29 protein-coding genes and 1 tRNA gene are annotated in these 24,593 nt (G+C 60.8%); 23 read left to right on the forward strand and 7 right to left on the reverse strand.

Annotation, left to right across the window (positions count from 1 at the left end):
• Nucleotides 1–131 precede the first annotated feature (131 nt).
• The 15 genes from serS to RVY79_RS07375 all read left to right on the forward strand — a co-directional run bounded on the left by serS (nt 132) and on the right by RVY79_RS07375 (nt 14,633).
• Entirely contained in the window at nt 132–1,409 is a 1,278-nt protein-coding gene (gene serS / locus RVY79_RS07305) for a serine--tRNA ligase (RefSeq protein WP_317463439.1), read from the forward strand.
• Between the two features lie 166 nt (nt 1,410–1,575).
• A complete protein-coding gene (cobA, locus tag RVY79_RS07310; protein WP_317463440.1) occupies nt 1,576–2,448 on the forward strand; it encodes a uroporphyrinogen-III C-methyltransferase in 873 nt (290 codons plus the stop codon).
• A gap of 399 nt (nt 2,449–2,847) precedes the next feature.
• On the forward strand, nt 2,848–4,095 hold the full coding sequence (urtA, locus tag RVY79_RS07315) for an urea ABC transporter substrate-binding protein (RefSeq protein ID WP_317463901.1): 1,248 nt from the start codon (nt 2,848–2,850) through the stop codon (nt 4,093–4,095).
• A 240-nt stretch (nt 4,096–4,335) separates the two neighbouring features.
• A complete protein-coding gene (gene urtB, locus RVY79_RS07320; RefSeq protein WP_411161717.1) occupies nt 4,336–5,904 on the forward strand; it encodes an urea ABC transporter permease subunit UrtB in 1,569 nt (522 codons plus the stop codon).
• Nucleotides 5,901–6,953 carry an urea ABC transporter permease subunit UrtC gene (urtC, locus tag RVY79_RS07325; RefSeq protein WP_317463441.1) on the forward strand — a complete coding sequence of 351 codons (1,053 nt, stop codon included), beginning with the start codon at nt 5,901–5,903 and terminating at the stop codon, nt 6,951–6,953. Before urtB ends, urtC begins: the two co-directional genes overlap by 4 nt.
• Nucleotides 6,950–7,816, forward strand: a complete 867-nt coding sequence (gene urtD, locus RVY79_RS07330; RefSeq protein WP_317463442.1) for an urea ABC transporter ATP-binding protein UrtD — start codon at nt 6,950–6,952, stop codon at nt 7,814–7,816. The genes urtC and urtD overlap by 4 nt, the downstream gene beginning before the upstream one ends.
• Entirely contained in the window at nt 7,816–8,526 is a 711-nt protein-coding gene (urtE, locus tag RVY79_RS07335; protein ID WP_317463443.1) for an urea ABC transporter ATP-binding subunit UrtE, read from the forward strand. The genes urtD and urtE overlap by 1 nt, the downstream gene beginning before the upstream one ends.
• On the forward strand, nt 8,523–9,467 hold the full coding sequence (locus RVY79_RS07340) for an urease accessory protein UreD (protein WP_317463444.1): 945 nt from the start codon (nt 8,523–8,525) through the stop codon (nt 9,465–9,467). Before urtE ends, RVY79_RS07340 begins: the two co-directional genes overlap by 4 nt.
• Before the next feature lie 160 nt (nt 9,468–9,627).
• Nucleotides 9,628–9,930, forward strand: coding sequence for an urease subunit gamma (locus RVY79_RS07345; RefSeq protein WP_261507533.1), 303 nt, complete (start codon nt 9,628–9,630; stop codon nt 9,928–9,930).
• Nucleotides 9,931–9,940: 10 nt separating this feature from the next.
• Nucleotides 9,941–10,273, forward strand: coding sequence for an urease subunit beta (locus RVY79_RS07350; protein ID WP_317463445.1), 333 nt, complete (start codon nt 9,941–9,943; stop codon nt 10,271–10,273).
• Nucleotides 10,270–11,985 carry an urease subunit alpha gene (gene ureC / locus RVY79_RS07355; RefSeq protein ID WP_317463446.1) on the forward strand — a complete coding sequence of 572 codons (1,716 nt, stop codon included), beginning with the start codon at nt 10,270–10,272 and terminating at the stop codon, nt 11,983–11,985. Before RVY79_RS07350 ends, ureC begins: the two co-directional genes overlap by 4 nt.
• A gap of 160 nt (nt 11,986–12,145) precedes the next feature.
• Nucleotides 12,146–12,634, forward strand: a complete 489-nt coding sequence (gene ureE / locus RVY79_RS07360) for an urease accessory protein UreE (RefSeq protein ID WP_317463447.1) — start codon at nt 12,146–12,148, stop codon at nt 12,632–12,634.
• Entirely contained in the window at nt 12,624–13,316 is a 693-nt protein-coding gene (locus RVY79_RS07365; protein WP_317463448.1) for an urease accessory protein UreF, read from the forward strand. Before ureE ends, RVY79_RS07365 begins: the two co-directional genes overlap by 11 nt.
• A 13-nt stretch (nt 13,317–13,329) precedes the next feature.
• Nucleotides 13,330–13,989: an urease accessory protein UreG gene (ureG, locus tag RVY79_RS07370; protein ID WP_317463450.1), complete on the forward strand. Its 660-nt coding sequence runs from the start codon at nt 13,330–13,332 to the stop codon at nt 13,987–13,989.
• A gap of 38 nt (nt 13,990–14,027) precedes the next feature.
• The gene (locus tag RVY79_RS07375; protein ID WP_317463452.1) at nt 14,028–14,633 is read left to right on the forward strand and encodes a HupE/UreJ family protein; all 606 of its coding nucleotides are present in this window, start codon (nt 14,028–14,030) and stop codon (nt 14,631–14,633) included.
• A 13-nt stretch (nt 14,634–14,646) separates the two neighbouring features.
• Here RVY79_RS07375 and RVY79_RS07380 read toward each other — a convergent pair whose 3' ends face one another.
• Nucleotides 14,647–15,462: a DUF1206 domain-containing protein gene (locus tag RVY79_RS07380; protein WP_317463453.1), complete on the reverse strand. Its 816-nt coding sequence runs from the start codon at nt 15,460–15,462 to the stop codon at nt 14,647–14,649.
• A 207-nt stretch (nt 15,463–15,669) separates the two neighbouring features.
• Here RVY79_RS07380 and RVY79_RS07385 point away from each other — a divergent pair, with 207 nt between their 5' ends.
• A complete protein-coding gene (locus tag RVY79_RS07385) occupies nt 15,670–15,900 on the forward strand; it encodes a hypothetical protein (protein WP_317463454.1) in 231 nt (76 codons plus the stop codon).
• Nucleotides 15,890–17,398 (forward strand): sodium:solute symporter family protein, encoded by a 1,509-nt coding sequence (locus tag RVY79_RS07390; protein WP_317463455.1) that lies wholly within the window; start codon nt 15,890–15,892, stop codon nt 17,396–17,398. The genes RVY79_RS07385 and RVY79_RS07390 overlap by 11 nt, the downstream gene beginning before the upstream one ends.
• A 666-nt stretch (nt 17,399–18,064) precedes the next feature.
• Here the strand turns inward: RVY79_RS07390 and RVY79_RS07395 are convergent.
• The gene (locus tag RVY79_RS07395) at nt 18,065–18,217 is read right to left on the reverse strand and encodes a hypothetical protein (RefSeq protein ID WP_317463456.1); all 153 of its coding nucleotides are present in this window, start codon (nt 18,215–18,217) and stop codon (nt 18,065–18,067) included.
• A gap of 261 nt (nt 18,218–18,478) precedes the next feature.
• Between RVY79_RS07395 and RVY79_RS07400 the strand changes: the two genes are divergently transcribed.
• Both RVY79_RS07400 and RVY79_RS07405 read left to right on the forward strand, forming a co-directional pair.
• Nucleotides 18,479–18,730 carry a type II toxin-antitoxin system RelE family toxin gene (locus RVY79_RS07400; RefSeq protein WP_246900870.1) on the forward strand — a complete coding sequence of 84 codons (252 nt, stop codon included), beginning with the start codon at nt 18,479–18,481 and terminating at the stop codon, nt 18,728–18,730.
• Between the two features lie 27 nt (nt 18,731–18,757).
• Nucleotides 18,758–19,120: a helix-turn-helix transcriptional regulator gene (locus RVY79_RS07405; protein WP_317463458.1), complete on the forward strand. Its 363-nt coding sequence runs from the start codon at nt 18,758–18,760 to the stop codon at nt 19,118–19,120.
• A gap of 370 nt (nt 19,121–19,490) precedes the next feature.
• Here RVY79_RS07405 and RVY79_RS07410 read toward each other — a convergent pair whose 3' ends face one another.
• The 4 genes from RVY79_RS07410 to RVY79_RS07425 form a co-directional block, all read right to left on the reverse strand.
• Nucleotides 19,491–19,736, reverse strand: a complete 246-nt coding sequence (locus tag RVY79_RS07410; protein WP_317463459.1) for a hypothetical protein — start codon at nt 19,734–19,736, stop codon at nt 19,491–19,493.
• Nucleotides 19,737–19,764: 28 nt separating this feature from the next.
• Nucleotides 19,765–20,232, reverse strand: a complete 468-nt coding sequence (locus tag RVY79_RS07415) for a hypothetical protein (RefSeq protein WP_317463460.1) — start codon at nt 20,230–20,232, stop codon at nt 19,765–19,767.
• 73 nt (nt 20,233–20,305) lie between these two features.
• Complete coding sequence (locus tag RVY79_RS07420; RefSeq protein WP_317463462.1) at nt 20,306–20,539, reverse strand: DUF2188 domain-containing protein; 234 nt, start codon at nt 20,537–20,539, stop codon at nt 20,306–20,308.
• Between the two features lie 170 nt (nt 20,540–20,709).
• On the reverse strand, nt 20,710–21,051 hold the full coding sequence (locus RVY79_RS07425) for a DUF1654 domain-containing protein (RefSeq protein ID WP_317463463.1): 342 nt from the start codon (nt 21,049–21,051) through the stop codon (nt 20,710–20,712).
• Here RVY79_RS07425 and RVY79_RS07430 point away from each other — a divergent pair.
• Nucleotides 21,050–21,685 carry a hypothetical protein gene (locus RVY79_RS07430; RefSeq protein ID WP_317463464.1) on the forward strand — a complete coding sequence of 212 codons (636 nt, stop codon included), beginning with the start codon at nt 21,050–21,052 and terminating at the stop codon, nt 21,683–21,685. The genes RVY79_RS07425 and RVY79_RS07430 overlap by 2 nt on opposite strands.
• A gap of 126 nt (nt 21,686–21,811) precedes the next feature.
• Here RVY79_RS07430 and RVY79_RS07435 read toward each other — a convergent pair.
• Nucleotides 21,812–21,896: transfer RNA gene (locus tag RVY79_RS07435), tRNA-Leu, on the reverse strand.
• Nucleotides 21,897–22,146: 250 nt separating this feature from the next.
• Here RVY79_RS07435 and RVY79_RS07440 point away from each other — a divergent pair.
• The 3 genes from RVY79_RS07440 (at nt 22,147) to folE (ending at nt 24,576) form a co-directional block, all read left to right on the forward strand.
• Nucleotides 22,147–22,833 carry a ComF family protein gene (locus RVY79_RS07440; protein WP_317463465.1) on the forward strand — a complete coding sequence of 229 codons (687 nt, stop codon included), beginning with the start codon at nt 22,147–22,149 and terminating at the stop codon, nt 22,831–22,833.
• A gap of 33 nt (nt 22,834–22,866) precedes the next feature.
• Complete coding sequence (locus tag RVY79_RS07445; protein ID WP_317463466.1) at nt 22,867–23,850, forward strand: serine/threonine protein kinase; 984 nt, start codon at nt 22,867–22,869, stop codon at nt 23,848–23,850.
• Nucleotides 23,851–24,021: 171 nt separating this feature from the next.
• Nucleotides 24,022–24,576 (forward strand): GTP cyclohydrolase I FolE, encoded by a 555-nt coding sequence (gene folE / locus RVY79_RS07450; protein WP_317463467.1) that lies wholly within the window; start codon nt 24,022–24,024, stop codon nt 24,574–24,576.
• The last annotated feature ends 17 nt before the right edge of the window (nt 24,577–24,593 follow it).

The following is a 24,593-nucleotide window of genomic DNA, read 5'->3' on the forward strand; positions in this document are numbered from 1 at the left end:
TGCAGCCTGCCGCGTGACGCATCCCGCCCGTTCGCTCGAGAAGGCGGCGAGCGTGGTGAACGGCGCGGCTTTTCCCTACAATGTGGGCCTATTCACGTGGCTTCATTATTTCTTTTCGACGGATAAGATCCATGCTCGATCCTAAATTGTTGCGCAGCGACCCGGCATTGGTCGCCGAACGACTGGCCCGTCGCGGCTTTACTCTCGACACGGCGCACCTCGAAACGCTGGAATCACAGCGCCGTGAGCTGCAGACCGAGACCGAACGCCTGCAAAACGAGCGCAATACGCGCTCCAAGGCGATCGGCCAGGCCAAGGCATCGGGCGAAGACATTCAGCCGCTGCTCGACGAAGTCAGTGACCTGGGCGAGCGCCTCGACGCGGCGAAAGCGCGCCTTGCCGACGTGCAGGCGCAGTGGGACGCGTTCGCGTCGGCGCTGCCCAACCTGCCCCACGATAGCGTGCCCCAAGGTTTTGATGAAGCCGACAACGTTGAGCTGCATCGTTGGGGAACGCAGGGCACGTATGATTTCGAGGTGCGCGATCATGTCGATCTGGGCGCCAAGTTCGGTTACCTCGACTTCGAGATGGCGGCCAAGCTGACCGGGTCGCGGTTCGCCGTCATGCGCGGCCCCATCGCACGTCTGCATCGTGCGCTGGCGCAGTTCATGCTCGATAAACAGACCCGCGAGCACGGTTACGAGGAATGCTACGTCCCCTATATCGTCAATGACGACTCGCTCACCGGCACGGGGCAGTTGCCCAAGTTCGGCGAGGATCTGTTCAAGCTGGAAGGGGAGAGCGACTATTATCTGATTCCCACCGCCGAAGTGCCGCTGACCAACATGGCGCGCGAGCAGATTTTCACCCCGGCTGAATTGCCCTTGAAACTGACGGCGCATACGCCGTGCTTTCGCAGCGAGGCCGGTGCCTATGGGCGCGATACCCGCGGCATGATACGCCAGCACCAGTTCGATAAGGTCGAGATGGTGCAGATCGTCGAGCCGGAAACCAGCTATGACGCGCTGGAGGCCATGCGCGGGCATGCCGAGGCGATCCTCCAGGCGCTTGAGCTGCCGTATCGCGTGGTTACCCTGTGTGCCGGCGACATGGGCTTCGGTGCCAGCAAGACCTACGATCTCGAAGTCTGGCTGCCGAGTCAGGAGACGTATCGCGAGATTTCTTCGATCTCCAACTGTGAAGATTTCCAGGCGCGTCGTATGCAGGCCCGCGTTCGCCATCCCGAGCAGAAAAAGCCGCAGCTGGTGCACACGCTCAATGGCTCCGGCCTGGCGGTGGGGCGCTGTCTGCTGGCGGTGCTCGAAAACTACCAGCAAGCCGATGGCGCGGTGGTGATTCCCCAGGCGCTGCGTGCCTATATGGACGGCGTCGAGCGGATCAACGCTTGATGGCTATATGAGCGGAGCATGCCATTGCTCGTACGCGGGCAATGGCATGCCTGGTCACTTGGTTATAACCTTCCAACCAGACGTTCCTTCCTGCGGATAGTCTAGACCCTTATCTTTTCGGCTATATAGTTTCGTGTTTTAAGTCGATTCGGGAATAAAAGACGCCATGCCTGCATCACCCCATGACGCCACGTCACCTCAACCGAGTGCCATGCCCGATGCTGGGCATGTCGCCTTGGTGGGCGCCGGCCCCGGCGATCCCGAACTACTGACGCTGAAGGCGCTGCGTCTTTTGCAGCAGGCCGATATGGTGCTGCATGACCGCTTGGTCAGCGATGAAATCATGGCGCTGGCCAACCCCGAGGCGCGACTGCTTTATGTCGGCAAGGCGCGTTCCTCGCATAGCGTGCCTCAAGAAGGCATCAATCAGGCCCTGGTCGACTGGGCGCGTGCCGGCCATCGCGTGGTGCGGCTCAAGGGCGGCGATCCGTTCATTTTCGGGCGCGGCGGCGAAGAGCTGGAAACCTTGGCCCAGGCGGGTATCGCGTTCGAGGTGGTGCCCGGCATCACGGCGGCGAGCGGTTGCGCTGCCTATGCGGGGATTCCGTTGACCCATCGTGATCATGCTCAATCGGTGCGTTTCGTCACCGGGCATCTCAAGAACGGTGGCTGCGATCTCGAATGGCCGACCCTGGCGCGTCGCGGGCAGACGTTGGTGTTCTACATGGGGCTAGGGACACTCACGACCATTCGTCACGAGTTGCAGGCACATGGCCTGCCGGCGCAGACCCCGCTGGCGTTGATCGAGCAGGGCACTACGGCGCGCCAACGCGTGCATGTGGGCACGTTGGCGGCACTCCCCGAGGCAATGCAGGCGGCCATCGATGCAGGCGATATTCGCCCTCCGACGTTGATCGTAGTCGGCGATGTCGTCTCCCTGCACGGCACGTTGGACTGGTTCGTGCCCGATGCCGCGACCAGCCAGGGCTGGCAAGACGGCAAGCATCCCTCTCCACTGGGTAATGCCTCGAGCGCCTGATTCCAGGCGCTTGCCTTCCTTTTGACCCTGCGCATGTCCGAGCGGCGGGTGATTCGTTGCGTACGCCGTCTCTATTTCCCGTTCTATTTTTCTGCACCATATTGGTGCTTATGAGGCTTTCAAGGCCTTCCTGTTGGTGCAGGCATGCTGAATGGTTGCGCTAAAACAGTGCGTAAAAGTTCCCTATGGACTTTTGTATACTTCTTAAGTATCTGTTATTGAATTGTTTTTCATCTTGGTGCACGAAGTTGGCACATGCCTTGCGACATGTCGTGTAGACGCCATCGCGCGTCGTCGCTGGATAACATGACAACAGCGTGAGTCGCGCTGCATAACAATCAGATCCGCAAGGAGTCTCTCGTGAACAAGATTACCTCCACTGCCGCACTCTTACTCTCGATGGGGATCGCGCTGCCGGCCGCCGCCCAGGAAGACACCATCAAGGTCGGCATCCTGCACTCCCTCTCGGGCACCATGGCGATCAGCGAGTCGACGCTGAAAGACGAACTGTTGATGCTCATCGAACAGCAGAACGAAAACGGCGGGTTGCTGGGCAAGCAGCTCGAACCCGTGGTGATGGACCCGGCGTCGGATTGGTCGCTGTATGCTGAGCAGGCCCGCGACATGCTGACCGGTGATGACCCGGTCGACGTGATCTTCGGCAACTGGACCTCGGCGTCGCGCAAGGCGGTGTTACCGGTGGTCGAGGAAGAAAACGGCTTGCTGTTTTACCCAGTGCAATACGAGGGCGAGGAATCCTCCGAAAACATCTTCTATACCGGCGCGGCGCCCAATCAGCAGGCGATTCCGGCGGTCGATTACCTGATGAGTCAGGGCGTGGAGCGCTGGGCGCTGCTAGGGACGGATTATGTCTACCCGCGTACCACCAACAAGATTCTCGAAGCGTACCTCAAGGATCATGGCGTCGCCGACGAAGACATCATGATCAATTACACGCCGTTCGGCTTCAGCAACTGGCAGTCGATCGTGTCCGAGGTCAAGGACTTCGGTAGCCAGGGCAAGAAGACCGCCGTGGTCTCGACCATCAACGGCGATGCGAACGTGCCGTTTTATACCGAGCTTTCCAATCAGGGCATCAGCGCCTCCGAGATTCCAGTCATCGCCTTCTCGGTGGGCGAGCAGGAACTCAGTGGGATCGACACCGGGCCGTTGGTAGGGCACATGGCGGCCTGGAATTACTTCATGAGCGTCGATAGCGAGGCCAACTACGACTTCATCGACAACTGGGTCGAGTTCACTGGTAATGATATGGCGGTGACCAACGACCCCATGGAAGCGCATTACATCGGCTTCAACATGTGGCTTGAGGCAGTACTCAAGGCCGGTACCACCGATGTCGATGCGGTGAAGGATTCGATCATCGGGGTCTCGGTGCCCAACCTGTCTGGCGGTTCTTCGGCGATGATGCCCAACCACCACATCACCAAGCCGGTGATGATCGGTGAAATTCAGGATGACGGCCAGTTCAGCGTGGTCTGGGAAAGCGCGGGCACTATCGCCGGCGACGCTTGGTCCGATTATCTCCCGGAATCGCAGAACCTGATCAGCGACTGGCGCGCCCCACTACGCTGCGGAAAGCTCAACGTCGAGTCGATGACCTGTGAGGATGGCGCCGGCGCCGAGTAAGCACGCTGACGGTGGGCGCGCGTCGCTCACCGTTTCCTTCCACGTCAAGGCGCCCGTTGCGGCGGGCGCTCGTGAACCGTGCGCCGTGACTCTCGCGGCGCGAGAAGGATTCCTTCGATGACGTCAACTCATACAACGACACTCCGCTTGGGGAAAAAGTCCGGGTTGAGGCGCGTGACCGGGTTGAACATGGTGGTGGGATTGAACATAGCCTCCAGACTCTGGCGTTGCGTGCCGATCATGGCCGTGTTGTTGGTGTGGTTCGCCCTCGTGTCGCCGGCACAAGCCGAGGTGACCCCGCAGCGTGCTCAGGCGTTGCTGCAGGCGCTGGACACCAATGATTTCGACGCCAAGGCCGAGGCCGCAAAGGCCATCGCCGCCAGCGACGCGGCACAGAAAACACGCTGGCTAAAGGCGCTGCTCGATGGCCGCCTGGCGCGCGAGCGCCGTGGCGAGCGTTTTTACATCATCACCGATGACAGCGGTCGCGAATGGCCGATCATCGATGCCATCACCTTCGAGGATGCCGGTACCGGCTCCCGTCGCAGTGTCGATGCGTTACGCATCAACAACGAATTGCGCACGCAACTGCAGAGACTGATCGCTTCGCTGTCGCTTGGTGCGGGCGACGAGGCCACACGTCTCGACGCCGCCAAGCGTTTGATCGGCGAGGTCGATGCGCAGAGCGTTGATGCGGTCGCGACACAGCTCGACAACGAGGAAAGCCCCGCAGTACGCGCCGAGCTCGAAACCGCGCTGGCGTTGTATCGCGTGGAGCAGGGCGATGCTGCGGCCCTTGAGACCTTGAGCGGTAATCTCGATACCCGCGTGCGCAATTCCCTGGCGACAATCGCCAACAGCGATGCTGCCATTGCCGCCGAGGTCGAGAAGGTGCTGGCCGGCATCGAGAACAAACGCGCCTGGTATGAACGTGGTCAGACGCTGTTCTTCGGCTTGAGCGCGGGGTCGGTGCTAGTGCTGGCGGCCATCGGCCTGGCGATCACCTTCGGGGTGATGGGCGTGATCAATATGGCGCACGGCGAGTTGATCATGCTGGGCGCCTATACCACCTGGATGATCCAGCAGCTGTTACCCGGGCAGCCGGGGCTGGCGTTGTTGCTGGCGATTCCCGGCGGCTTCCTGGTCGCGGGGGCGTTCGGCATTCTCATCGAGCGCAGCGTGATTCGCTTTCTCAAGGGTCGGCCGCTCGAGACGCTGCTGGCGACCTTCGGTATCAGCCTGATTCTGCAGCAACTGGTGCGCACGGTGTTCTCGCCGCTCAACCGGCGCGTGAACTCGCCGGACTGGCTGCAGGGAGCGTGGCAGATCAACGAAGCGCTGTCGTTGACCCTCAACCGCCTGGGCGTGCTGATCTTCTGCCTGGTGGTGTTTGCCGCGCTGTGGGCGTTGATGCGCTACACCCGCTTGGGGCTCGAGGTGCGTGCGGTGACCCAGAACCGTGCCATGGCACGCTCGATGGGGGTGCGCGCCGCGCGGGTGGATATGCTGACCTTCGGCCTGGGTGCCGGCGTAGCGGGCCTGGCGGGCGTTGCGCTGTCGCAGATCACCAACGTCGGCCCGAACCTGGGGCAGAGCTACATCGTCGACTCCTTCCTGGTGGTGGTCTTCGGCGGCGTCGGTAACCTCTGGGGCACGCTGGTCGCCGGCATGTCGCTGGGCGTGATCAATCAGGTCCTGCAGCCCTGGGTGGGCGCGGTGCTGGCCAAGGTAATCGTGCTGGTGGGTGTCATCCTGTTCATTCAGAAACGTCCGCAGGGTCTCTTCGCGCCCAAGGGGCGGACGTCATGAGTCTCGCCACGATGTTCAAACGCAATTCGCTACTCGATGAACGTTCGACCTGGATCACCAGCATCGTCCTGATCGTCGGCATGCTGGTGGTGGTCGTCCTCAATGCCTTGCCGCCGGAGCATGCCTGGCATCTGAATGGTTCCGTGGTCACGTTACTAGGCAAGTACTTGACGTACATGCTGCTGGCGTTGGCGGTGGATTTGATCTGGGGCTACCTGGGCATTTTGAGCCTGGGCCATGGTGCCTTCTTCGCCCTGGGCGGCTACGCGATGGGCCTCTACCTGACCGCCCAGGAGGCGCCGTTGGCGGCGTGGCAAGGCGTCCTGGCTTACTTCCCCGTGGCGGCGCTCGCCGTGGTCCTGGCACCGGGGCTGCTGGCGCTGGTGTTCGGCTGGCTGGCGTTTCGCTCGCGGGTCACGGGGGTGTATTTCTCGATCATCACTCAGGCGCTGACATTCGCGCTGATGTTGGCCTTCAACCGTAACGAGATGGACATGGGCGGCAGTACCGGCCTGACGCGGTTCGATGAGTTGCTGGGCTTTTCGCTGAGCACCGAGGGCATGAGCGTGGCGCTGTTCGTGGCCTCCGGTGTGGCCGTGTTGCTGGCCTTCTGGGGCTGCAAGGCGATCACCCGCTCACGGCTCGGTCGGGTGTGCATGGCCACGCGCGACGCCGAGGCGCGGGTACGCTTCATCGGCTACCGCGTCGAGCACGTCAAACTGGCGGTGTTCGTGCTCTCGGCGATGATCGCGGGTATCGCCGGGGCGCTCTACGTGCCCCAGGTGGGCATCATCAACCCCAGCACCTTCGCGCCGCTGTTCTCCATCGAGGTTGTGGTGTGGGTCGCGCTGGGCGGTCGGGCCACTCTCTACGGTGCCTTGCTGGGGGCCTTGCTGGTCAATTATTTCAAGACGCTGCTGACCGGTGTGATGCCGGATGCCTGGCTGTTTCTCCTCGGCGGCTTGTTCGTGGTGGTCACCATGTTCCTGCCGCAGGGCGTGGCGGGCTTGATGGCACACCTGCGTCGGCGTCGGGAGGTCGCCACATGAGCATGACCAATGTAGAACGCCTGCGCGAGTTCGCGCGCCCCGACCGCGTCTTCGATTTCATGGCGCCGGCACGTTCACCCGTCGACGTGCGCCATGGGCCGATCCTTTATCTGGAGGATGTCAGCGTGAGCTTCGACGGTTTCAAGGCCATCGACGACCTCAACCTGACCATCGACGACGGCGAGCTACGCTGCATCATCGGCCCCAATGGCGCCGGCAAGACCACCATGATGGACATCATCACCGGCAAGACGCGTCCGGATCGTGGCCAGGCCTGGTTCGGCAGCCGCCATAACCTGTTGCAGATGGACGAACCGCAAATCGCCAACCTGGGCATCGGGCGCAAGTTCCAGAAGCCTACCGTGTTCGAGGCGTTGTCGGTGGGCGCCAACCTCGAGTTGGCGATGGCCGGCGACCGGCGGGTGTGGAAGACCTTGCTGGCGCGTCTCGATCACGAAGGGCGCGAGCGCATCGATGAGGTGCTGGAGATCATCGCCTTGAGTGCCGAGCGCGACCGCCTGGCGGGAGTGCTCTCGCATGGCCAGAAGCAATGGCTGGAGATCGGCATGCTGCTGATGCAGCGCCCGCGGCTATTGCTGGTCGACGAACCTGTGGCCGGCATGACCGAACCCGAAATGCACCGCACGGCGGATTTGATGACGCGCCTCGCCGGCCAGCAGTCGGTGGTGGTCGTCGAGCATGACATGGGCTTCGTGCGTTCCATCGCCCGCACCGTCACTGTCCTGCATCAGGGCAGTGTACTGGCCGAGGGTAGCATGGACGAGGTCGCCAACGACCCGCGGGTGATCGACGTCTACCTGGGCGGCGGTGACGACGCAGCCGATACGCGGGAGGAGGGGTAATGCTCAGTGTCGACAAGCTCAACCAGTATTACGGCGAGAGCCATATCCTGCGCGATCTCTCGCTGGATGTGCCGGAAGGGCGCTGCACCTGTGTGATGGGCCGCAACGGTGTGGGCAAGACCACTTTGCTCAAGGCCGTCATGGGCGAGGTGGCGGTGCGCGAGGGCCAGGTACGCTTCGCCGAAGAGGACCTGCTCAAGCGGCGTCCGGAGGCGCGGGCCGATCTGGGCATCGGCTACGTGCCGCAGGGACGCCAGATATTCGCCACCCTGAGCGTGGAGGAAAACCTGCGCATCGGCCTGCCGGCGCGACGCAAACGTGTGCAGGACGGGGCGGAACGTGGCATTCCCGAGCGCATCTATGAACTCTTCCCGGTACTCCAGGAAATGCGCCACCGGCGTGGCGGCGATCTTTCCGGCGGCCAACAGCAGCAACTGGCGATCGGCCGGGCGCTGGTGATCGAGCCGCGTCTGTTGATCCTCGATGAGCCCGGCGAAGGCATCCAACCCAATATCGTCGCCCAGATCGGCGAGGTGATCCGTCGCCTCAATCGCGAGGACGGCCTCACCGTGTTGCTGGTCGAGCAAAAGCTGCCCTTCGCGCGCAAGTTCGCCGATCGCTTCACGATCATGGATCGCGGCCAGACGGTGGCCGGCGGCGAGATCGGCGAGCTCGACGACGACCTGGTCAAACGGCATCTGACGGTATGACCCACTACGAATCGCCATCGCATCTTGCGCCGAGTGAGTCGGCCACCTCGAATGTCTCGGGGCATCGTTTCGACACCCAGCGGCACTGGGCGGCCTCCTTGTCGCTGCGGTTCGCTTCGCGCGGCGGGCGGACACGCATGACGCGGGCGCGTCACCACGGCCCCTTGCGTGTGCAGCGGCCGTTCTATCCCGAAACAGGCCCTGTCGCTGAGCCTCACCATGCGGAGCACCACTATGCCGAGCCGTGTCATGTGTATCTATTGCATCCCCCGGGCGGGCTGGTCAGCGGTGACGAATTGCGTATCGAGGCCGAGGTCGAGCGCGGTGCGCATGCGCTGTTGACCACGCCGGCGGCGACCAAACTCTACCGAGCCGATCGCCACGGCGTGAGCTGGGGGCAGCACACGCATCTGAGCGTGCAACCCGGTGCGCTGCTCGAATGGCTGCCACAGGAAACCCTGTGTTTCGACGGCGCACGTGGCCAGCAGAGCACGACCCTGGACGTGCAGGGTGATGCGCGCTGCGTGGGCTGGGAAGTCCTGGCGCTGGGGCGCCCCGCCAGTCAATTGCCGTTTATCAGCGGCCGGGTCGAACAACGCTTCGCATTGATGCGTGACGGCCAACCGCTGTGGTTGGAGCGTCAGCCGCTCGATCCCGGGCATCCGCGCTTCCAGGGCGCTTGGGGGCAAGGTGGACGTACGGTGCAAGCGACGCTTTGGGCGGTAGGACTCGACGACCCTGCGGCGGCTATCGAGGCCCTGCGCCAGCAGTTACCGAGTTCGGCGCAATGGGCGGTGACCCAGCGCCTCGACGTGCTCTTGCTGCGCTACCTCGGCGACTCCCGCAATGAAGCCTGGGACTTGTGCCAGCGGGCCTGGGAGCTACTGCGCCCCAAGCTTTGTGGGCGCGAGGCATGTGTGCCGAGGATTTGGATGACGTAGCGGCACTTCGTGCCGGCCACGAGCTGCGGGCAACGAGCTGCGAGCTAGAATGCTGCCGAAGCCCGAAGCCCGAAGCCCGAAGCCCGAAGCCCGAAGCCCGAAGCCCGAAGCCCGAAGCCCGAAGCCCGAAGCCCGAATACATGAAGAGAGAGTTGCCGATATGGAACTGACCCCGAGAGACAAGGACAAGCTGCTGTTGTTTTCCGCCGCGCAGCTTGCCGAGCGACGCCGCGATCGTGGCTTGAAGCTGAATTATCCCGAGGCGGTGGCGTTGATCAGCTTCGAGATTCTCGAAGGCGCACGCGATGGCAAGAGCGTCGCCGAGTTGATGGGCTACGGCCGCGAGATCCTGACGCGTGACGATGTGATGGAAGGCGTGGCGGAGATGGTCGACGAGGTGCAGGTCGAAGCGACGTTTCCGGACGGCACCAAACTGGTCACGGTGCATTCGCCCATTGTGTAAGGAGTTCTCGATGATTCCCGGTGAATATCAGTTGAAAGCAGGCGACATCGAGCTGTGCGCGGGGCGCGAGCGGATCAGTGTCGAGGTCGCCAATACCGGTGACCGGCCGGTTCAGATCGGTTCTCACTATCACTTTGCCGAGGCTAACCCAGCGCTCATCTTCGACCGTGACAAAACGCGCGGCTACCGCCTCGATGTGGCGGCGGGCACGGCGATCCGCTTCGAACCCGGCCAGACCCGTAAGGTGACGTTGATCCCCTATGCGGGGCGCCGATACATCTACGGCTTCCACGGCGATGTGATGGGCAGCCTCGAGCAATCCGGCGCGGGAGAAAAGTCATGAAATCGGTTAACAAGATCAGTCGCCAGGCCTATGCCGACATGTACGGGCCAACCACCGGCGACCGCGTGCGCCTGGGCGATACCGAACTGTGGATCGAGGTCGAGAAGGACCACACCCATTACGGCGACGAGGTCAAGTTCGGCGGTGGCAAGGTGATTCGCGACGGCATGGGCCAGAGCCAGCGCAGCGACGCCGCCGTCATGGACACCGTGATCACCAACGCCTTGATCCTCGACTGGTGGGGCATCGTCAAGGCCGATGTCGGCCTCAAGCATGGCCGCATTGCGGCCATCGGCAAGGCCGGCAACCCCGACACTCAGCCGGATGTCGAGATCGTCATCGGCCCGGGCACCGAGATCATTGCCGGCGAGGGTAAGATCCTGACGGCGGGCGGCTTGGACGCGCATATCCACTTCGTATGCCCCCAACTGGTGGAAGAAGCGTTGATGAGCGGGCTCACCACCATGCTGGGTGGCGGTACCGGCCCGGCCACCGGCACCAACGCCACCACCTGCACGCCGGGCGACTGGCACCTAGGCAAGATGCTGCAGGCCGTCGATGACATGCCGATGAACATCGGCTTTCTCGGCAAGGGCAACGCCAGCTTGCCCGAGGCGCTGGAAGCGCAGCTCGAGGCCGGCGCCATGGGACTCAAGCTGCACGAGGACTGGGGCACCACGCCGGCGTCCATCGACAACTGCCTGAGCGTGGCCGAGAAGTACGACGTGCAGATCGCCATCCACACCGACACGCTCAACGAGTCGGGCTTCGTCGAGGATACCTTGGCGGCGTTCAAGGAACGCTGCATCCACACCTACCACACCGAAGGCGCCGGCGGCGGCCACGCGCCGGACATCATCACCGCCTGTTCCAGGGACTACGTGTTGCCGTCGTCGACCAATCCCACACGACCTTACACCGTCAATACCATCGACGAGCATCTCGACATGCTGATGGTGTGTCACCACCTCGATCCCAATATCCCCGAGGATGTGGCCTTCGCCGACTCACGCATCCGCCGCGAGACCATCGCCGCCGAAGACATCCTTCACGATCTGGGCGTGATCTCGATGATTGCTTCCGACTCCCAGGCCATGGGCCGGGTCGGCGAGGTGGTCTGCCGTACCTGGCAGACGGCCCACAAGATGAAGGTGCAGCGCGGTTTGCTGCCCGAGGACCGTGAGCGCGGTGCCGACAACTATCGCGCCAAGCGCTACATCGCCAAGTACACGATCAATCCGGCGATCACCCACGGTATTGCCCATGAGGTGGGCTCGGTGGAGGTCGGCAAGATGGCCGACCTGGTGCTCTGGGACCCGGCGTTCTTCGGCGTAAAGCCGGCATTGATCCTCAAGGGCGGCATGATCGCCGCCGCGCCGATGGGCGATCCCAATGCGTCGATTCCGACTCCTCAGCCGGTTCACTACCGGACCATGTTCGGCGCACTGGGTCGGGCGGCGAGTCAGACGCGCCTGAGCTTCGTCAGCCAAGCCGCGCTTGACGCAGGCATCAAGGCCCGTTTGGGACTGCATAGCGAACTGGCGGCGTGCAAGGACGTGCGGCAGGTACGCAAGTCGGACATGAAGCTCAACGACGCCTGCCCCAAACTCGAGGTCGACCCGCAGACGTATGAGGTCCATGCCGACGGCGAACTGTTGACCTGCGAGCCGGCGACGGAATTGCCGCTGGCTCAGCGCTATCACCTTTTCTGAGTGACGGGGACGAAGACCAAGGCGCGCGGCGCCGGGGGCAGGTCGTCGCGAGGGTCTTTTGCCATGGATGGCAAAAGTAGCGTACAGGGACGTATTTACAGCGCCCTCGCGACGACCAGCTCCCGGGTCAGCCGCAGGTAATTTCAACGAGGCGATACAGATGCTGAAACTAAATGAACGCCTGGGACCGGTCACGGTGGAGCAGGCCGGCGACACCTTGACGCTGCCGTTCGAGCAGCGCATGCGCGGGCGTCTCAAGGCGGTAAGCGACGGCGGCCGCGAGTTGGGGCTATTCCTCGACCGTGGCTCGGTGCTGCGCGACGGGGACGGGCTACGTGCCGAGAGCGGCGAGGTGGTACGCGTCCAGGCGGCCGACGAGCCGGTGGTGACGGCACGGATCGAAGGCGCCCTGGCGCTGGCGCGGCTGTGCTATCACCTGGGTAACCGGCATGTGCAACTAGCCATCGGTGACGATGACCACGGTGGTTGGGTGCGCTTTCCGCCGGATCATGTCCTCGAGGCGTTGGCCGAGCGGCTGGGCGCGACGCTGAAGCATCACGCCGCGCCGTTCGATCCCGAGCCCGGTGCCTACGCCGCTGGGGAAACTCATCATCATACGCATGACCACGAGCACGCCCATGTCCACTGAACAGCAAGCGGGCCAAGACCCGTTGGCGTTGGCGGGATTGTTGCAGCTCGTCAGCCCAGCGTTGCCGATCGGCGCCTTCGCCTGGTCGCAGGGTCTCGAGAGTGCGTTGGAACTTGGCTGGGTAGAGGACGAAGCGAGCCTTGGCGAGTGGATCGCCGGGGTGCTGGACGATGGCCTGACGCGCTGCGAGTTGCCGGTTCTGGCACGCGCCTACCACGCTTGGGCGCAAGGCGACGACGAGGCGCTGGCCTACTGGAACACCTGGCTACAGGCCAATCGTGAAACCCATGAGTTGCTCGAGGAAGAACAGCGCCTGGGCGGCACTCTGGTGCGGCTGCTGCATAGCCTCGAGCAAGTACCCGAGACGCCGGCTCTGCCCGATACGCCGGGTTACGTGGTGGCCTTCGCCCTGGCGGCACGCGTGCGCGGCGTAAGTTGTGAGGACGCCGTGCTGGGGTTTGCCTGGGCCTGGTTGGAGAACCAATTGACGGTGGCCTGCAAGGCATTGCCGTTGGGACAGACGAGCGCGCAGCGTCTTATCGAGAAGCTGCGCCCCCATCTGGCCGACGCGGTGGCGACGGCCATCGCGCTGGATGACGACGAGCTGGGGCCGGCATTGCCCGGCCTGGCGTTGGCCAGCGCGTTGCACGAAACGCAGTACTCACGCTTGTTCAGAAGTTAAAGGGAGAATTCCAATGACACATTGCCTGCGTATCGGCGTCGGTGGTCCGGTGGGGTCCGGCAAGACCGCGCTTTTGAAGCAATTGTGCCTGGCGCTGCGCGATCATTACGACATCGCCGTGGTCACCAATGACATCTATACCCGCGAGGATGCCGACTTCCTGCTCAAGCACGATGCCTTGGAGTCCGATCGCATTCTGGGGGTGGAAACCGGGGGCTGTCCGCATACGGCGATCCGCGAGGATGCCTCGATGAATCTGGCGGCCATCGACGAACTGCAGTCGCGTCATCCCGGCCTCGAGTTGGTGATGGTCGAATCCGGTGGTGACAACCTCTCGGCGACGTTCAGCCCCGAACTTTCCGACCTGACGATCTACGTCATCGACGTTTCTGCCGGGGACAAGATTCCGCGCAAGGGCGGTCCGGGGATCACCAAGTCGGATCTGCTGATCATCAACAAGATCGATATCGCCGAGTACGTTCACGCCTCACTGGAGGTGATGGACCGCGATGCGCGCAAGATGCGCGGCGAGCGCCCCTTCGTGTTCGCCAATCTGTACGACGGGGTGGGGCTCGAGACCATCATCCAGTTCATTCTCGAGCGTGGCATGTTGCCGGAGCGTCGGCCGCAGCATGCGGGTCAGGCAGCCGCCGATGTAGCGCCGAGCCCCTAAGACACGCTGGTTATCACTGACTATAAAGGAGAATATTCATGTCCCTGTCTCGCCGTCACATGCGCCATCTGATCCTGGCGTTGTCTCCCTTGGCCTTGTTGTTCGCCGGTTCCGCCTTGGCGCACCCAGGGCATATGCCGCATTCGCATGCCGGCAGTTTCATGGCTGGCCTGACGCATCCCTTGACCGGGCTCGATCACCTGCTGGCGATGGCGGCCATCGGGCTTTGGAGCTGCCGTCAGGCGGGAGCATTACGCCGTGCCATGCCGCTGTTGGTCGCGCTGGGCATGCTGGCGGGCGCCAGTTTGGCCTGGATGGGCATGCCGCTGATGGGCGTCGAATTCGGCATCGCCTCGAGCGTACTGCTGGCCGGGGTGTTGTTGGCTACTCTGGTGCGTCTGCCGAGTGCGCTGGGGGGCGTGCTGGTGTTCGCGTTCATCCTGATGCATGGCCATGCGCATGGCAGTGAACTAGCGCCGGGCGCCTCCGCGCTGCTTTACGCGCTGGGCTTCGTTTTGACCAGTGTGGCCATCACCTTGGCGGGGCGTGTGCTGGGCGAGTGGCTATCGCGTCGTGACAACCGTTGGCTACGCGGCCTCGGCGCCGCCATCGCGGCTGCCGGCGGTGCGCTTTTGATGGGCTAAGCGTCATGCTCGCTCACAGGCGCGGGGTGCGCGTGCGCCGGTATCCCGCATTGATGAAGCAGTAAAGGCCATAAGCCATTAGGCCCAATGAGACACCGCCGAGCAGCCAACTACCATAGGGTTGCTCGGCGAGCGTGTCGAGAGCCCCACCCAGGCGGCGAATCTTTTCGGGCTCGACTTCGATGGCGGCCACGCACAAGGAGATACCGATGATCCCGAACACGAGGCCGCGTGCTGCGAGTCCCAGTCGCGCGATGCCTTCGAGGATGGGTAGGGGCCCATTGGGCATTTCATCTATGTGCCAGTTGCGGCGGTATTGGCGATTCCAGGCACGTTGCAACTGATGTAATCCCACGCCAATGAAGGCGATCCCGATGCCGAATAGCACGAACAAGCCGCCCGGATAGTCGAGTAACGCGAGGGCGTGCGGTGAGGCACTACCGTCACCACTGGCTAGGGAAAGCGTGATCAGGGTGGCGCATTGCCAGGCCAGAGCGGCATACAAGATGCCGCTGATCGCAAAGCCCAAGCGTTGGAGACGCCCCTTCCAGTGGTTGCCCTTGTGCTCCAGATCCCACCAGGCTTGGGCGAGTCGCCAGAGAACATAGGCCACCAGGCCGAGCCCCAGGAGAATGATCAGCAGCGTTCCGAACGGCCATAACGCGATGGTGCGAATGACCTCTGCCGTACCGGCTTTTTGACCACCCAGGCCGAGTGTGGTGAGCAACGAAAGCCAGCCGATGGTGATATAGATTATACCCTTGGCAATATAACCGGCACTCGCCGTGCCGCTGAGTGCATTACGCAAGTCGGCCAGGGAAAATTTCATTGAGGACATCCTTGTCGCTGGGAAAGAGAGCATAAGAAACGGTAGGCGTCATGCCATGCCTCGTCTATTGACGTTGCTCAGCGCATGAAGCACACGTCGGCATGACCGATCCTCACGAGCGAATGAATGCGCTACCATGAGCGCTTTTCGCCATTGTAAGGCATATGCCTCGGCAAAATAGATCATCTTTCCTGAGTGGAACCTTCCATGAAGCATTATATCGTGCGGCCGACCACGGGCCGTGGCTGGGGCTTGACCCTGGCGTTCATCGTACTGATCGCGGCGGGCGTCTGGCCTGTGATCGGCTGGTTCAACCGGGCTTGGGTGGTGCTCGGTTTGCCGCTGATCGCGGTATGGGCGTACGTCATCGTGTTCGCCTGTTGCGGCGTTATGGCTATCGGCAATCGGCTAGTGGAGCGTTCTTGCGATGACGAGTAGTGTGCCGATTGTCATGACGCTCGCCTATCTGGGCGTGGCGATCTTTCTTGGCTTGCGCGCCCGGACAGGGCGCTCGATGAATTCGCTGGAAGAGTGGGGCGTCGCCGGTCGCAGTATGGGGCCGGTCACGCTCTATCTGCTGATCGCCGCAGGCAGCGTGAGCGCTTACACCTTCATGGGCGCGCCGGGCTGGGCCTACACCAAGGGCGTTGCGGTGTTCTACGTGGTGATCTACCTATCCTATCTGGCGCTGGTGGCTTGGTATTTCGGTCCCAAGGTGTGGGCCTTCGGTCGGCATTTCGGTCATGTCACGCAGGGTGCAGCCATTGCCGATCGCTATGAAAGTCCGCTATTGGGCGCTCTGGCGGCAGCGGTGATGTCGATTGCGTCATTGGCCTATGCTGTGCTGCAGACCATCGGGGCGGCGTATATCCTGCACGTCATGAGCGGTGGGCGTTTGCCGATCTGGGTGGGGGTGCTGGTGGTCTTGAGTTGTATCGCCCTTTATCTCTATGCCAGCGGCCAACGCGCGATCGGCATTACCAACGCTTTCCAGGGTGTGCTGATGCTGGCGGTGGCGTGGGCGATTGGGCTTTGGGCGTCGCAGCGTTTCGGCGGCGGTCTCTGGTTCGGCGATATCTTTACCGCTCTGCGTGAGCGTGATCCTGCCTTTCTGACCTTGCCGGGCGCGCAGGGAGACATGAGTTTCGCCTTCTGGACGACGTCGATCATCGTCTCGATGCTATCGTTCATGCCGCCGGTGTGGACGCAGTGGATGAGTGCGTCATCGGCGCACACCATTCGCCGTAGCGCGACCTGGCTGCCTAGTTATTATGTGGTCATCTTGCCCATGGTGGTGGTGGGCTTCATCGGCATTTATAGCCTGCCCGAGCTGGCGCGCGCAGATACCGTGGCTCTGGAGCTTGCCATGCAACAGATGCCGGTCTGGCTGGTGGGCTTGCTGGGCGCGGGCACGCTGGCCGCCTCGATGTCGTCCTGCGAGCCCTTCTTGCATTCGGTGGCGCTGTCCTATGCCAAGGACATCGCTCAGCCGGCCTTCAAGCTTTCCGATGCCGGCGCCGGCAAGCTGGCACGAGGCCTGCTCCTACCGATCATGGCGCTGATCGTCGCGCCGGTGGCCATCGCCGAACCCAGCAATCTGGTGATGATATTGCTCGTGGGGCTGGGCTTCGCCACCCAGGTGTTGCCTGCATTTATTGGCATGTTCTTCTGGACCCGTGCCTCTAAACTGGGCGTGTTGAGCGGTATCGTGGTGGGGTTCATCGTCACACTGCTGTTTACGCTGGTGTGGCGTAATCCGCTGGGCGTACATGCAGGCTTCTGGGGGCTGCTGATCAATCTGCCGGTATTCGTGGCGATCTCTTGCCTGACGCGCCCGGCCTCGACCGCCGTGATCGAGCGGTTCTTCGCCATTGCGGCACCTACGAGAAGTCGTCTCAGTGCAGCAGACAGCGAAGAATTGGCGTCGCGAGGCTGAGTAAGTGCTTACGCCGACTATTGTACAAAGCTTTTCCAAGCCCGATCTGACGTCTAAGATAGAGGTGATTCAAGCGATCATCGGTCACTGGGACGCTGCCAAGGGAATTGCGCGATTGCGCTGGCTGGTGGCCGGCAGCCAAGGAAGGAGGCGGATCTCGCCTCGCAGGCTCATGTGATCCGAATCGCCAAGGAAGACGCAGGTCTCATGTGTCTCCAGAGGTGGAAAATCATCCGCCTCCAACCGGTCTGAAAAGGCTGGCGTATGTATCTCGCCATGCAGAGTACATGGCGACTTGCCGGTTGATTGTCAGCCGGCGTTTTTTTGTCTTCGTTTCGACGGTCGATACGGCACCAGTAAATTCTTTACGTACACCGTTATGTACTAGGAATCTTCGGTTGGCTTGGCTTGGGAAACAGGCAATTATCCGCCGATGAGGGCGTACGTGATCCCTTAGTTAATGTAGGTTAAGTTTATTGCATTCGAAATTTGTCAAAATATTCACGTCTAGGAAGGATAACCAGCCGCCAGGGAAGTGCTGAATTCATTCAGACACATGGGCTCATGCTGATTGAGAGCCCCTGATCGTCCTCGGGGGCTCTTTCTTAAAATGCATCACTGACAAGTGCATTTCATGGTAGGCAATTGTCCAGCCATCCCCAGTAATCAAGCGCTGTCAGCTTTTACGCTGACGATCTCAGATGGTTTATGATGGCGATCGATGATCGTGCGTGCCTCGGCTTCACTCTCTGCTTCGATCTCTTCGCTTCGCAGCTCATCCTCACCCGGCAGTTTGAATTCAACCGTGTACAAATCCATGTATGCGTTCCTCCATCGTGTGGATCATGCATTCATAGGTTTAGTAGTCAGCGGGTGTCTTCGCCAGTGGTCGCCGTGTAATGTCTGCTGGTTTCTGCACGCGCCGCCATTCGTCCTGAGAGGTGGAGCGTCGTTTCTTGGCGTCTTTGTGCAAGCCGTTTGTCGTGCGGGGGTAGCGGAAACATGCGAAGTGGAGCGGGATGTGTTTAGCTAAAAGCTAAAAATGTTGCCAATATTTCGCTATAAGCTATAATTGAGGCCATGAAGACGGTCACTTACCGAAAAAGCGCCTTGAAGGTATTGCAGCGTATGCCACGCCCGGAGGCTAAGCGCATACAGGCCAAAATCAAGGCCTATGCAGAAGATCCGGCAAGTCAGCGTAACAACGTGAAGGCGTTGAAGGGGAGCGATTATATCCGCCTGCGGGTGGGCGATTGGCGGGTGATCATCGACGAACGTGGCGATGTGTTGGACATCATTAACATCGGTGCCCGGGGTGGCGTGTACCAATAACGAACCAGTAAATTGACAGGAGGCGGCATGAGCGTACCTCAGACGATTCAAACCCCAACCGGTGAACGACTAGTGGTAATTCCCGAGCAGGAATACCACGCGTTGCTTGCGCGGCTGGAAGATCAAGATGATATCGACGCTGCCAATGCGGTCGTGGCGCGTGGTGAAGCATCGTTTCCCATGGCGGTAGTGGATGCGTTGCTGGACGGTGTCGCACCGGTAAAAGTGTTCCGTGAGCACCGAGGGCTGCGTGCCGGCGAACTCGCTGAGCGGGCGGGGATCAGCCAAGGGTATCTGTCGGAGCTCGAAGCAGGCAAGAAAACCGGTTCGCTGAGCGTTTTAAAGCGGCTTGCCGACGTGCTGGAAGTCGAGCTGAATGATCTGACGTAACGGCCCAGTATCCTGATCGCAAGGCACATTGGCGCGGACAGACAACGATCGATGCCAGCGAGTACGATCCTGCCGTCTGCTATGTCACGCCTACCGGCATGGCCGGCGTCGACGATTATGAGTTCGTTTGGGGCGTTGGGCTGGGTGCTGAAGAAGGATGGACTTTCGCAAAATTCAGGAGTTTGTGAATGGGTAACGTCGTCTGGAAAGAATCGCCTACTGAGGCCGAGCTACTGGAACGGGCTAAGTCCCGAGCCAGCAGCGCATCAACGATGACTACGACGCCGCCGTTCGGCCTCTCATCAAGAGCTACCCGGAGCTTGAGCGAGGAGGATGGGGTGAATAGAAAACTGAGGCGCGCGCGTATCAATCATGGATCGACGCTGGCGGCGACGGCGAGCCCCCGGCGACGCCGATACTCGACCGCATCCTCGCTGGGCGCAATGCCGATGGCGATACCGAGACGATGGGTGAGCTGACCGGCAAAGTGCTCAAGAACGTCGAGGCCTTTGTGCAAGCGCAGGAGTTGACCGGCAAACGCCACCGACTCGAGAAGAAGATCGAGCAGGCTGAAACGGTGGAAAATGTGGAGGCGGTGGTGTGGTGAATACAGCAATACCCCGGCTGGCGCCGGGGATTTAAGATTATACTTTAAAAGCCTTACGCATAAATTCCACAAGGTGGTCTTGGGTAAGTGCCTCAGTTTCAATACGATTGTTACCTTTGTACATCTTTTGCCAAACGTGACGATCATTATCGGTTTCCCGCATTACCATCGTTAGTGTTGTGCTTTGCGGGCCTTTAAGGTCTACTCGCCCCCTGCACCCAATGGCAAATAGTGTTGTTTCTGTGGTGGCTTTTTTTGTTCCATACTCTATGACGTATTTAGGAATGTCAAAACTAAACTCGTGCTCTCTGGTGTGCTCATTTTTGATGCTGGTCGATAGACCACTTTCTTTTAAAGGAGCTAGCCACTCGTCTAGGGTGTTGATCAACCCTTGAACCTGTTCAGGCCAATTATCAACCTGTTGTTGCAGTCTCTCTTTAGCTTCGGCCTCATTATCAGCCTTGCTTTTCATTTCCGCCGCTAGCCTGTCCATCTCCGAGGTCATAATATCTCCGGTGCCCTGCGTTTATGTATTAAACCCCGCCGCCGTTTTCGATGCGGCGGCGAGGAGGTGTGGCTCAGTTTTTATCTTTGGGTGGATTGGGGTCGCCCCCATGGCTGTCTGGGTTCTGAATCGTTCCATCCTTGCGATGGGGGATGAATTCGCTGCCTTGGTTGCGGCTTACCTCGCGCCCATATTCCATGGCGTCTTCCTTCCGCTCAAAGTGCTTGCTAGCGCGCTCTGATCCACCTTTTTTGACGTCCCACCCACCATCGGGATTGGGAACGACATGATGGGTATCCCTAGTCATGAGATTCTCCCTGCGATTGCATGGTTGGCTTCGCACAGGGACGGTGCCCTGATACCTAAATAATCTTAGTCTACTTCAGACAAGGTGCCACTTAGGAGGTGATCCTATAGCACCCTCACCACCGGCAACTCACCCCAACTGGTCGACCCTGCCCAGATATTCAGTACGCATTATTCACCCACCTCGGCTGGATTCCATGAGACTAGGTAGCTCTCACCAGTCCGCGTGATCTCCACTCCATTGAGCGTCGCGAACTCATCGACGAGGCGCTCCCAATCCTCGAGCGAGTCGTCGGGCGCCGGCGTCAGTTCGATCTTCCGTTGTTGCCGCGCATTGGCCGAGGCCACGAGACGCTGCACGCGCTGGCCCAACAGCTCATAGGACGAGGGTGGTTTCGGGGATGAGGCGCGTAAGGCAAGTGCTGATATAGTGGCGTCGGATGAATGGGATAGGTATGGGTATGTCTGGAAATAGAGAGCTGGCAAGGAAAAGGTTATCGGGTGCGCGCGCATGGGGGATTTTATTAGCCATGTTGCTGGCCGGGGGATAGAGCTGTGCTTGCTACTATCAGACCATGTGGGAGACACAGTTTTTGCCTCGCTGATCGCTATGACGCTGGTTACTGGCTATGTGGTGACGAATTGGCACCGCATGACCGAGCTGAACTTGCTAGGTAGTAGTGTGAAACTGCGCGAATTGACCACCCAGGCTGAACAGGCGATCGATAACCTTGAGCGGGGCAGGGTAAAAATCTATCGGACTCTACTCAGTTTTTCCATGCGACATCCGGGCGGGTTTGCTCGAGCGTTTGTGGATGACCGAGTTCCGCACTTCTTAGAGGTGGTTGGCATGATCCGCGATGAGGGAATAATCGCGGACCTATCAGATGACGTGGTGAAGAGGTGTGAATTGTTAGTGGTAAGGCAGTTGGATCAACTCAACCACGATACGAGCGAAATAGGTGGTCCTAACCTCAGCGGCCTTGAACCTGATGCGGTGGTGGATGTCTTCCGGGGCTGGGCAGCAAGGCAAGATGCAGAGCTTCTAACTAAAAATCCAGCGGCTTCAATGGCACAAGGTGTCGATAATCTAGCGGGGTTACTTCGAGTGAGGCGTGAGGTGCGTGACTACGCTAGGGAGCGCTGATCGGAACCCAGATACTAGAGCTGAAATACTGACCAAAAAGCTGACCACGCTATGCCAAAAGCTGACCATATGCAGACCAGTAGAGGCAAGTGAGTACTTATAACTGATTGAAAAATAAGGGGTTATTGGTGCGGATGGGGAGACTCGAACTCCCACGCCTTTCGGCACTAGAACCTAAATCTAGCGTGTCTACCAATTCCACCACATCCGCAGCCTGGCAGGTCGAGCGATATTCTACGTATGCAGTGGGGGAAGTCAATCGCCACTGGGTCTGAGGCGATATTGAACGCGTCGGTGGGTGTCGGTCACGGTGATGCTGGTCTGCATCGAGCGCCGCGTGCGACGCGTGATAGGCATGCTAGTCTTTTCCTGTCGGCCAGGGCTGTGTAGCCCTGCGAACTTCAAAAAAGAACTAGCCAATCATGATGATAGTGAAAAACGCTTGGTATTTGTCAGCCAAGATGAAGAGGCTGGTTGACTTGGCGGTGCGCGTAGGGCTGCCGGGCCATTGTGCCTTTTGCATGGGCATGGCGCCGCCGGCGTCGCCGTGGTGCGAGGCATGTTTCGAGGCGTTGCCCTGGAACCGCGTGGCCTGCATGCGCTGTGCCGAGCCGTTGGCGCGCCCCGCCGAGCTTTGCGGCCACTGCCTGCGTCATGCGCCGTCTTTCGATGTGGCGCGGGCGCCGCTGCGTTATGAAGATGCCTCGCAAGCGTTGCTTCAGCGCTTCAAGTTCGGCGCGCAACCGCGTGCGGGTATCTTGCTGGCGACGCTCTTCGCGCGTAGTCGCGAAGGTGTGTTACCCGAGGCACTCGTGGCGGTGCCGACGCATCCGCAACGGCGGCGTGAGCGTGGCTTCGATCACAGCGTCTGGCTGACGCGTGAGCTCTCGCGTCAATTGGGCGTGCCATATCGGCGTGCCTGGCGTGAGCGTGACACGCCGACCCAGCGTGGGCTGACACGCCGTGCACGTCGCGGCAATGTGCGTGGGGCTTTTCGCGTTCTGCCTGGCTTGCCGGCTCACGTAGCGCTCGTCGACGACGTAATGACCACCGGCAGCACGCTCTCGGCATTAGCCGATGCCTGCCGAGGGGCGGGGGCGCAGCATGTCGAGGCCTGGGCGATGACGCGAACGCCGCGAGGAATCTGATAGCATGAAGGAGCATCTCCAATAGGACACGCCATGACCGCCCCGAAGCACCCGTTCGAAAGTTTGTCGCCCGCCCATGTGGTCGATGCCGTCGAGTCGCTGGGTTTTTGGTTGCCGGGCGAGCCGTTTGCGCTCAATAGTTATGAAAATCGTGTGTTCCTGTTGAGCGACGACGATCGCCGCCGTTGGGTGGCCAAGTTCTATCGTCCCGAGCGTTGGAGCGAGGCGCAGATCCGCGAGGAGCATACCTTTCTCGATGAACTCGAGGCTGCGGGTGTGCCCGGCGCGCCGCCTTGGCGTGACGATGACGGTGAGACGCTCCACCATGCCTATGGATTCAAATTCGCGCTGTTTCCGCATGTCTCGGGGCAGGCGCCGGAGCTCGAAAATCCCGCACACCTCTTTGCCCTCGGTGACTTGATTGGCCAGGTGCATGCCGTGGCGCGGCGCGGTTCCTTCCAGGCGCGACCGGTTCAGGAGCCGATGGCGATCAGCCAAGCGAGTTGTGAGCGCGTGCTGGCGAGCGATTGGCTGAGTCGCCGACAACGTCAGGCGTATGCCCGCATTGCCGAGCGTCTGCAGACGTTACTGGTCGAACAGCGCTGGCCGGAGACGGCCTTGCAGCGCGTACATGGCGACTGTCATCTGGGCAACATTCTGGGGCGCGATGAAGATTTTGCGCTGGTCGACTTCGATGATTGCTGTATGGCGCCGGCGGTTCAGGATTTGTGGATGTTATTGACGGCGCCTGAAGCCGATGAATGGCAGATGCAGCTATCCGAAGTGATAGAGGGCTACGAACAGCATGTCGAGTTCGACCGGCGCCAACTGCGCTGGATCGAGCCGCTGCGCACGATGCGCTTGATGCGCCATAGCGCCTGGTTGGTCGATCGCTGGGAAGATCCGGCGTTTCCCCGGGCCTTCCCGTGGGTGGCCAGTGAAGGCTATTGGGATCAGCACATCCGTATTCTCGAGCAGCAGCGCCTGGCGCTGGAAAATCCGCGCTGGTTGGCGTGACTTTGTCACCTAGAAGACCAGGAGCGGCGTCGGCAAATGTAGTGTCGCCGACGTCGACACGAATCGCGCGTGCGTCGCGCTTGGCCCATGTGGCAAACTTCCGGTGGTTGTATTCATTTTGTAACGTATGCCCGGTCGGGCGTCATGACGAAGGCACTTAAAGGCACTTAAATGACAGAAGAACTCGCAACGCATTACCGCGACATCATCGCCGGCTTGGGCGAGGATCCCGACCGGGAAGGGCTACGCGATACGCCCATACGAGCCGCCAAGGCCATGCAGTTCCTCAATCAGGGCTATGGGCAGACGCTTGAGTCGTTGGTCAACGGCGCGGTGTTCGAATCGCAGACCGACGAAATGGTGCTGATCAAGGACATCGAGCTCTATTCGATGTGCGAGCATCATTTGTTGCCATTCATCGGCAAGTGTCATATCGCGTATCTGCCCAAGGGCAAAGTGCTGGGGCTCTCCAAGTTTGCGCGTATCGTCGACATGTATGCACGACGTATGCAGATCCAGGAAAACCTGACACGCCAGATCGCCGAGGCCGTGCAGGAGGTGACCGAGGCGCGTGGCGTGGGAGTGATCGTCGAGGCGCAGCACATGTGCATGATGATGCGTGGGGTCGAAAAACAGAATTCGTGCATGAAGACCTCCGTGATGCTGGGCTCCTTCCGCAACAACCTGAACACACGTCAGGAATTCTTGACGCTGGTGCATGGCTGAGCGAAGCGTCGATCACC

The sequence above is a fragment of the Chromohalobacter sp. HP20-39 genome (assembly GCF_033052815.1).
Taxonomy (GTDB): Bacteria; Pseudomonadota; Gammaproteobacteria; order Pseudomonadales; family Halomonadaceae; genus Chromohalobacter.

Coding starts and splice junctions, on each gene's coding strand:
- ureC (WP_317463446.1), top strand. CDS start 10,270: ATGAAATCGGTTAACAAGATCAGTCGCCAGGCCTATGCCGACATGTAC.
- urtD (WP_317463442.1), top strand. CDS start 6,950: ATGAGCATGACCAATGTAGAACGCCTGCGCGAGTTCGCGCGCCCCGAC.
- RVY79_RS07380 (WP_317463453.1), bottom strand. CDS start 15,462: ATGAAATTTTCCCTGGCCGACTTGCGTAATGCACTCAGCGGCACGGCG.
- cobA (WP_317463440.1), top strand. CDS start 1,576: ATGCCTGCATCACCCCATGACGCCACGTCACCTCAACCGAGTGCCATG.
- RVY79_RS07340 (WP_317463444.1), top strand. CDS start 8,523: ATGACCCACTACGAATCGCCATCGCATCTTGCGCCGAGTGAGTCGGCC.
- RVY79_RS07430 (WP_317463464.1), top strand. CDS start 21,050: ATGGGGGATTTTATTAGCCATGTTGCTGGCCGGGGGATAGAGCTGTGC.
- RVY79_RS07390 (WP_317463455.1), top strand. CDS start 15,890: ATGACGAGTAGTGTGCCGATTGTCATGACGCTCGCCTATCTGGGCGTG.
- RVY79_RS07420 (WP_317463462.1), bottom strand. CDS start 20,539: ATGACTAGGGATACCCATCATGTCGTTCCCAATCCCGATGGTGGGTGG.
- serS (WP_317463439.1), top strand. CDS start 132: ATGCTCGATCCTAAATTGTTGCGCAGCGACCCGGCATTGGTCGCCGAA.
- ureG (WP_317463450.1), top strand. CDS start 13,330: ATGACACATTGCCTGCGTATCGGCGTCGGTGGTCCGGTGGGGTCCGGC.
- urtA (WP_317463901.1), top strand. CDS start 2,848: ATGGGGATCGCGCTGCCGGCCGCCGCCCAGGAAGACACCATCAAGGTC.
- RVY79_RS07385 (WP_317463454.1), top strand. CDS start 15,670: ATGAAGCATTATATCGTGCGGCCGACCACGGGCCGTGGCTGGGGCTTG.
- urtC (WP_317463441.1), top strand. CDS start 5,901: ATGAGTCTCGCCACGATGTTCAAACGCAATTCGCTACTCGATGAACGT.
- RVY79_RS07445 (WP_317463466.1), top strand. CDS start 22,867: ATGACCGCCCCGAAGCACCCGTTCGAAAGTTTGTCGCCCGCCCATGTG.
- RVY79_RS07345 (WP_261507533.1), top strand. CDS start 9,628: ATGGAACTGACCCCGAGAGACAAGGACAAGCTGCTGTTGTTTTCCGCC.
- RVY79_RS07440 (WP_317463465.1), top strand. CDS start 22,147: ATGAAGAGGCTGGTTGACTTGGCGGTGCGCGTAGGGCTGCCGGGCCAT.
- RVY79_RS07400 (WP_246900870.1), top strand. CDS start 18,479: ATGAAGACGGTCACTTACCGAAAAAGCGCCTTGAAGGTATTGCAGCGT.
- ureE (WP_317463447.1), top strand. CDS start 12,146: ATGCTGAAACTAAATGAACGCCTGGGACCGGTCACGGTGGAGCAGGCC.
- RVY79_RS07415 (WP_317463460.1), bottom strand. CDS start 20,232: ATGACCTCGGAGATGGACAGGCTAGCGGCGGAAATGAAAAGCAAGGCT.
- folE (WP_317463467.1), top strand. CDS start 24,022: ATGACAGAAGAACTCGCAACGCATTACCGCGACATCATCGCCGGCTTG.
- RVY79_RS07375 (WP_317463452.1), top strand. CDS start 14,028: ATGTCCCTGTCTCGCCGTCACATGCGCCATCTGATCCTGGCGTTGTCT.
- RVY79_RS07405 (WP_317463458.1), top strand. CDS start 18,758: ATGAGCGTACCTCAGACGATTCAAACCCCAACCGGTGAACGACTAGTG.
- RVY79_RS07365 (WP_317463448.1), top strand. CDS start 12,624: ATGTCCACTGAACAGCAAGCGGGCCAAGACCCGTTGGCGTTGGCGGGA.
- RVY79_RS07395 (WP_317463456.1), bottom strand. CDS start 18,217: ATGGATTTGTACACGGTTGAATTCAAACTGCCGGGTGAGGATGAGCTG.
- RVY79_RS07350 (WP_317463445.1), top strand. CDS start 9,941: ATGATTCCCGGTGAATATCAGTTGAAAGCAGGCGACATCGAGCTGTGC.
- RVY79_RS07425 (WP_317463463.1), bottom strand. CDS start 21,051: ATGCGCGCGCACCCGATAACCTTTTCCTTGCCAGCTCTCTATTTCCAG.
- urtB (WP_411161717.1), top strand. CDS start 4,336: ATGGCCGTGTTGTTGGTGTGGTTCGCCCTCGTGTCGCCGGCACAAGCC.
- urtE (WP_317463443.1), top strand. CDS start 7,816: ATGCTCAGTGTCGACAAGCTCAACCAGTATTACGGCGAGAGCCATATC.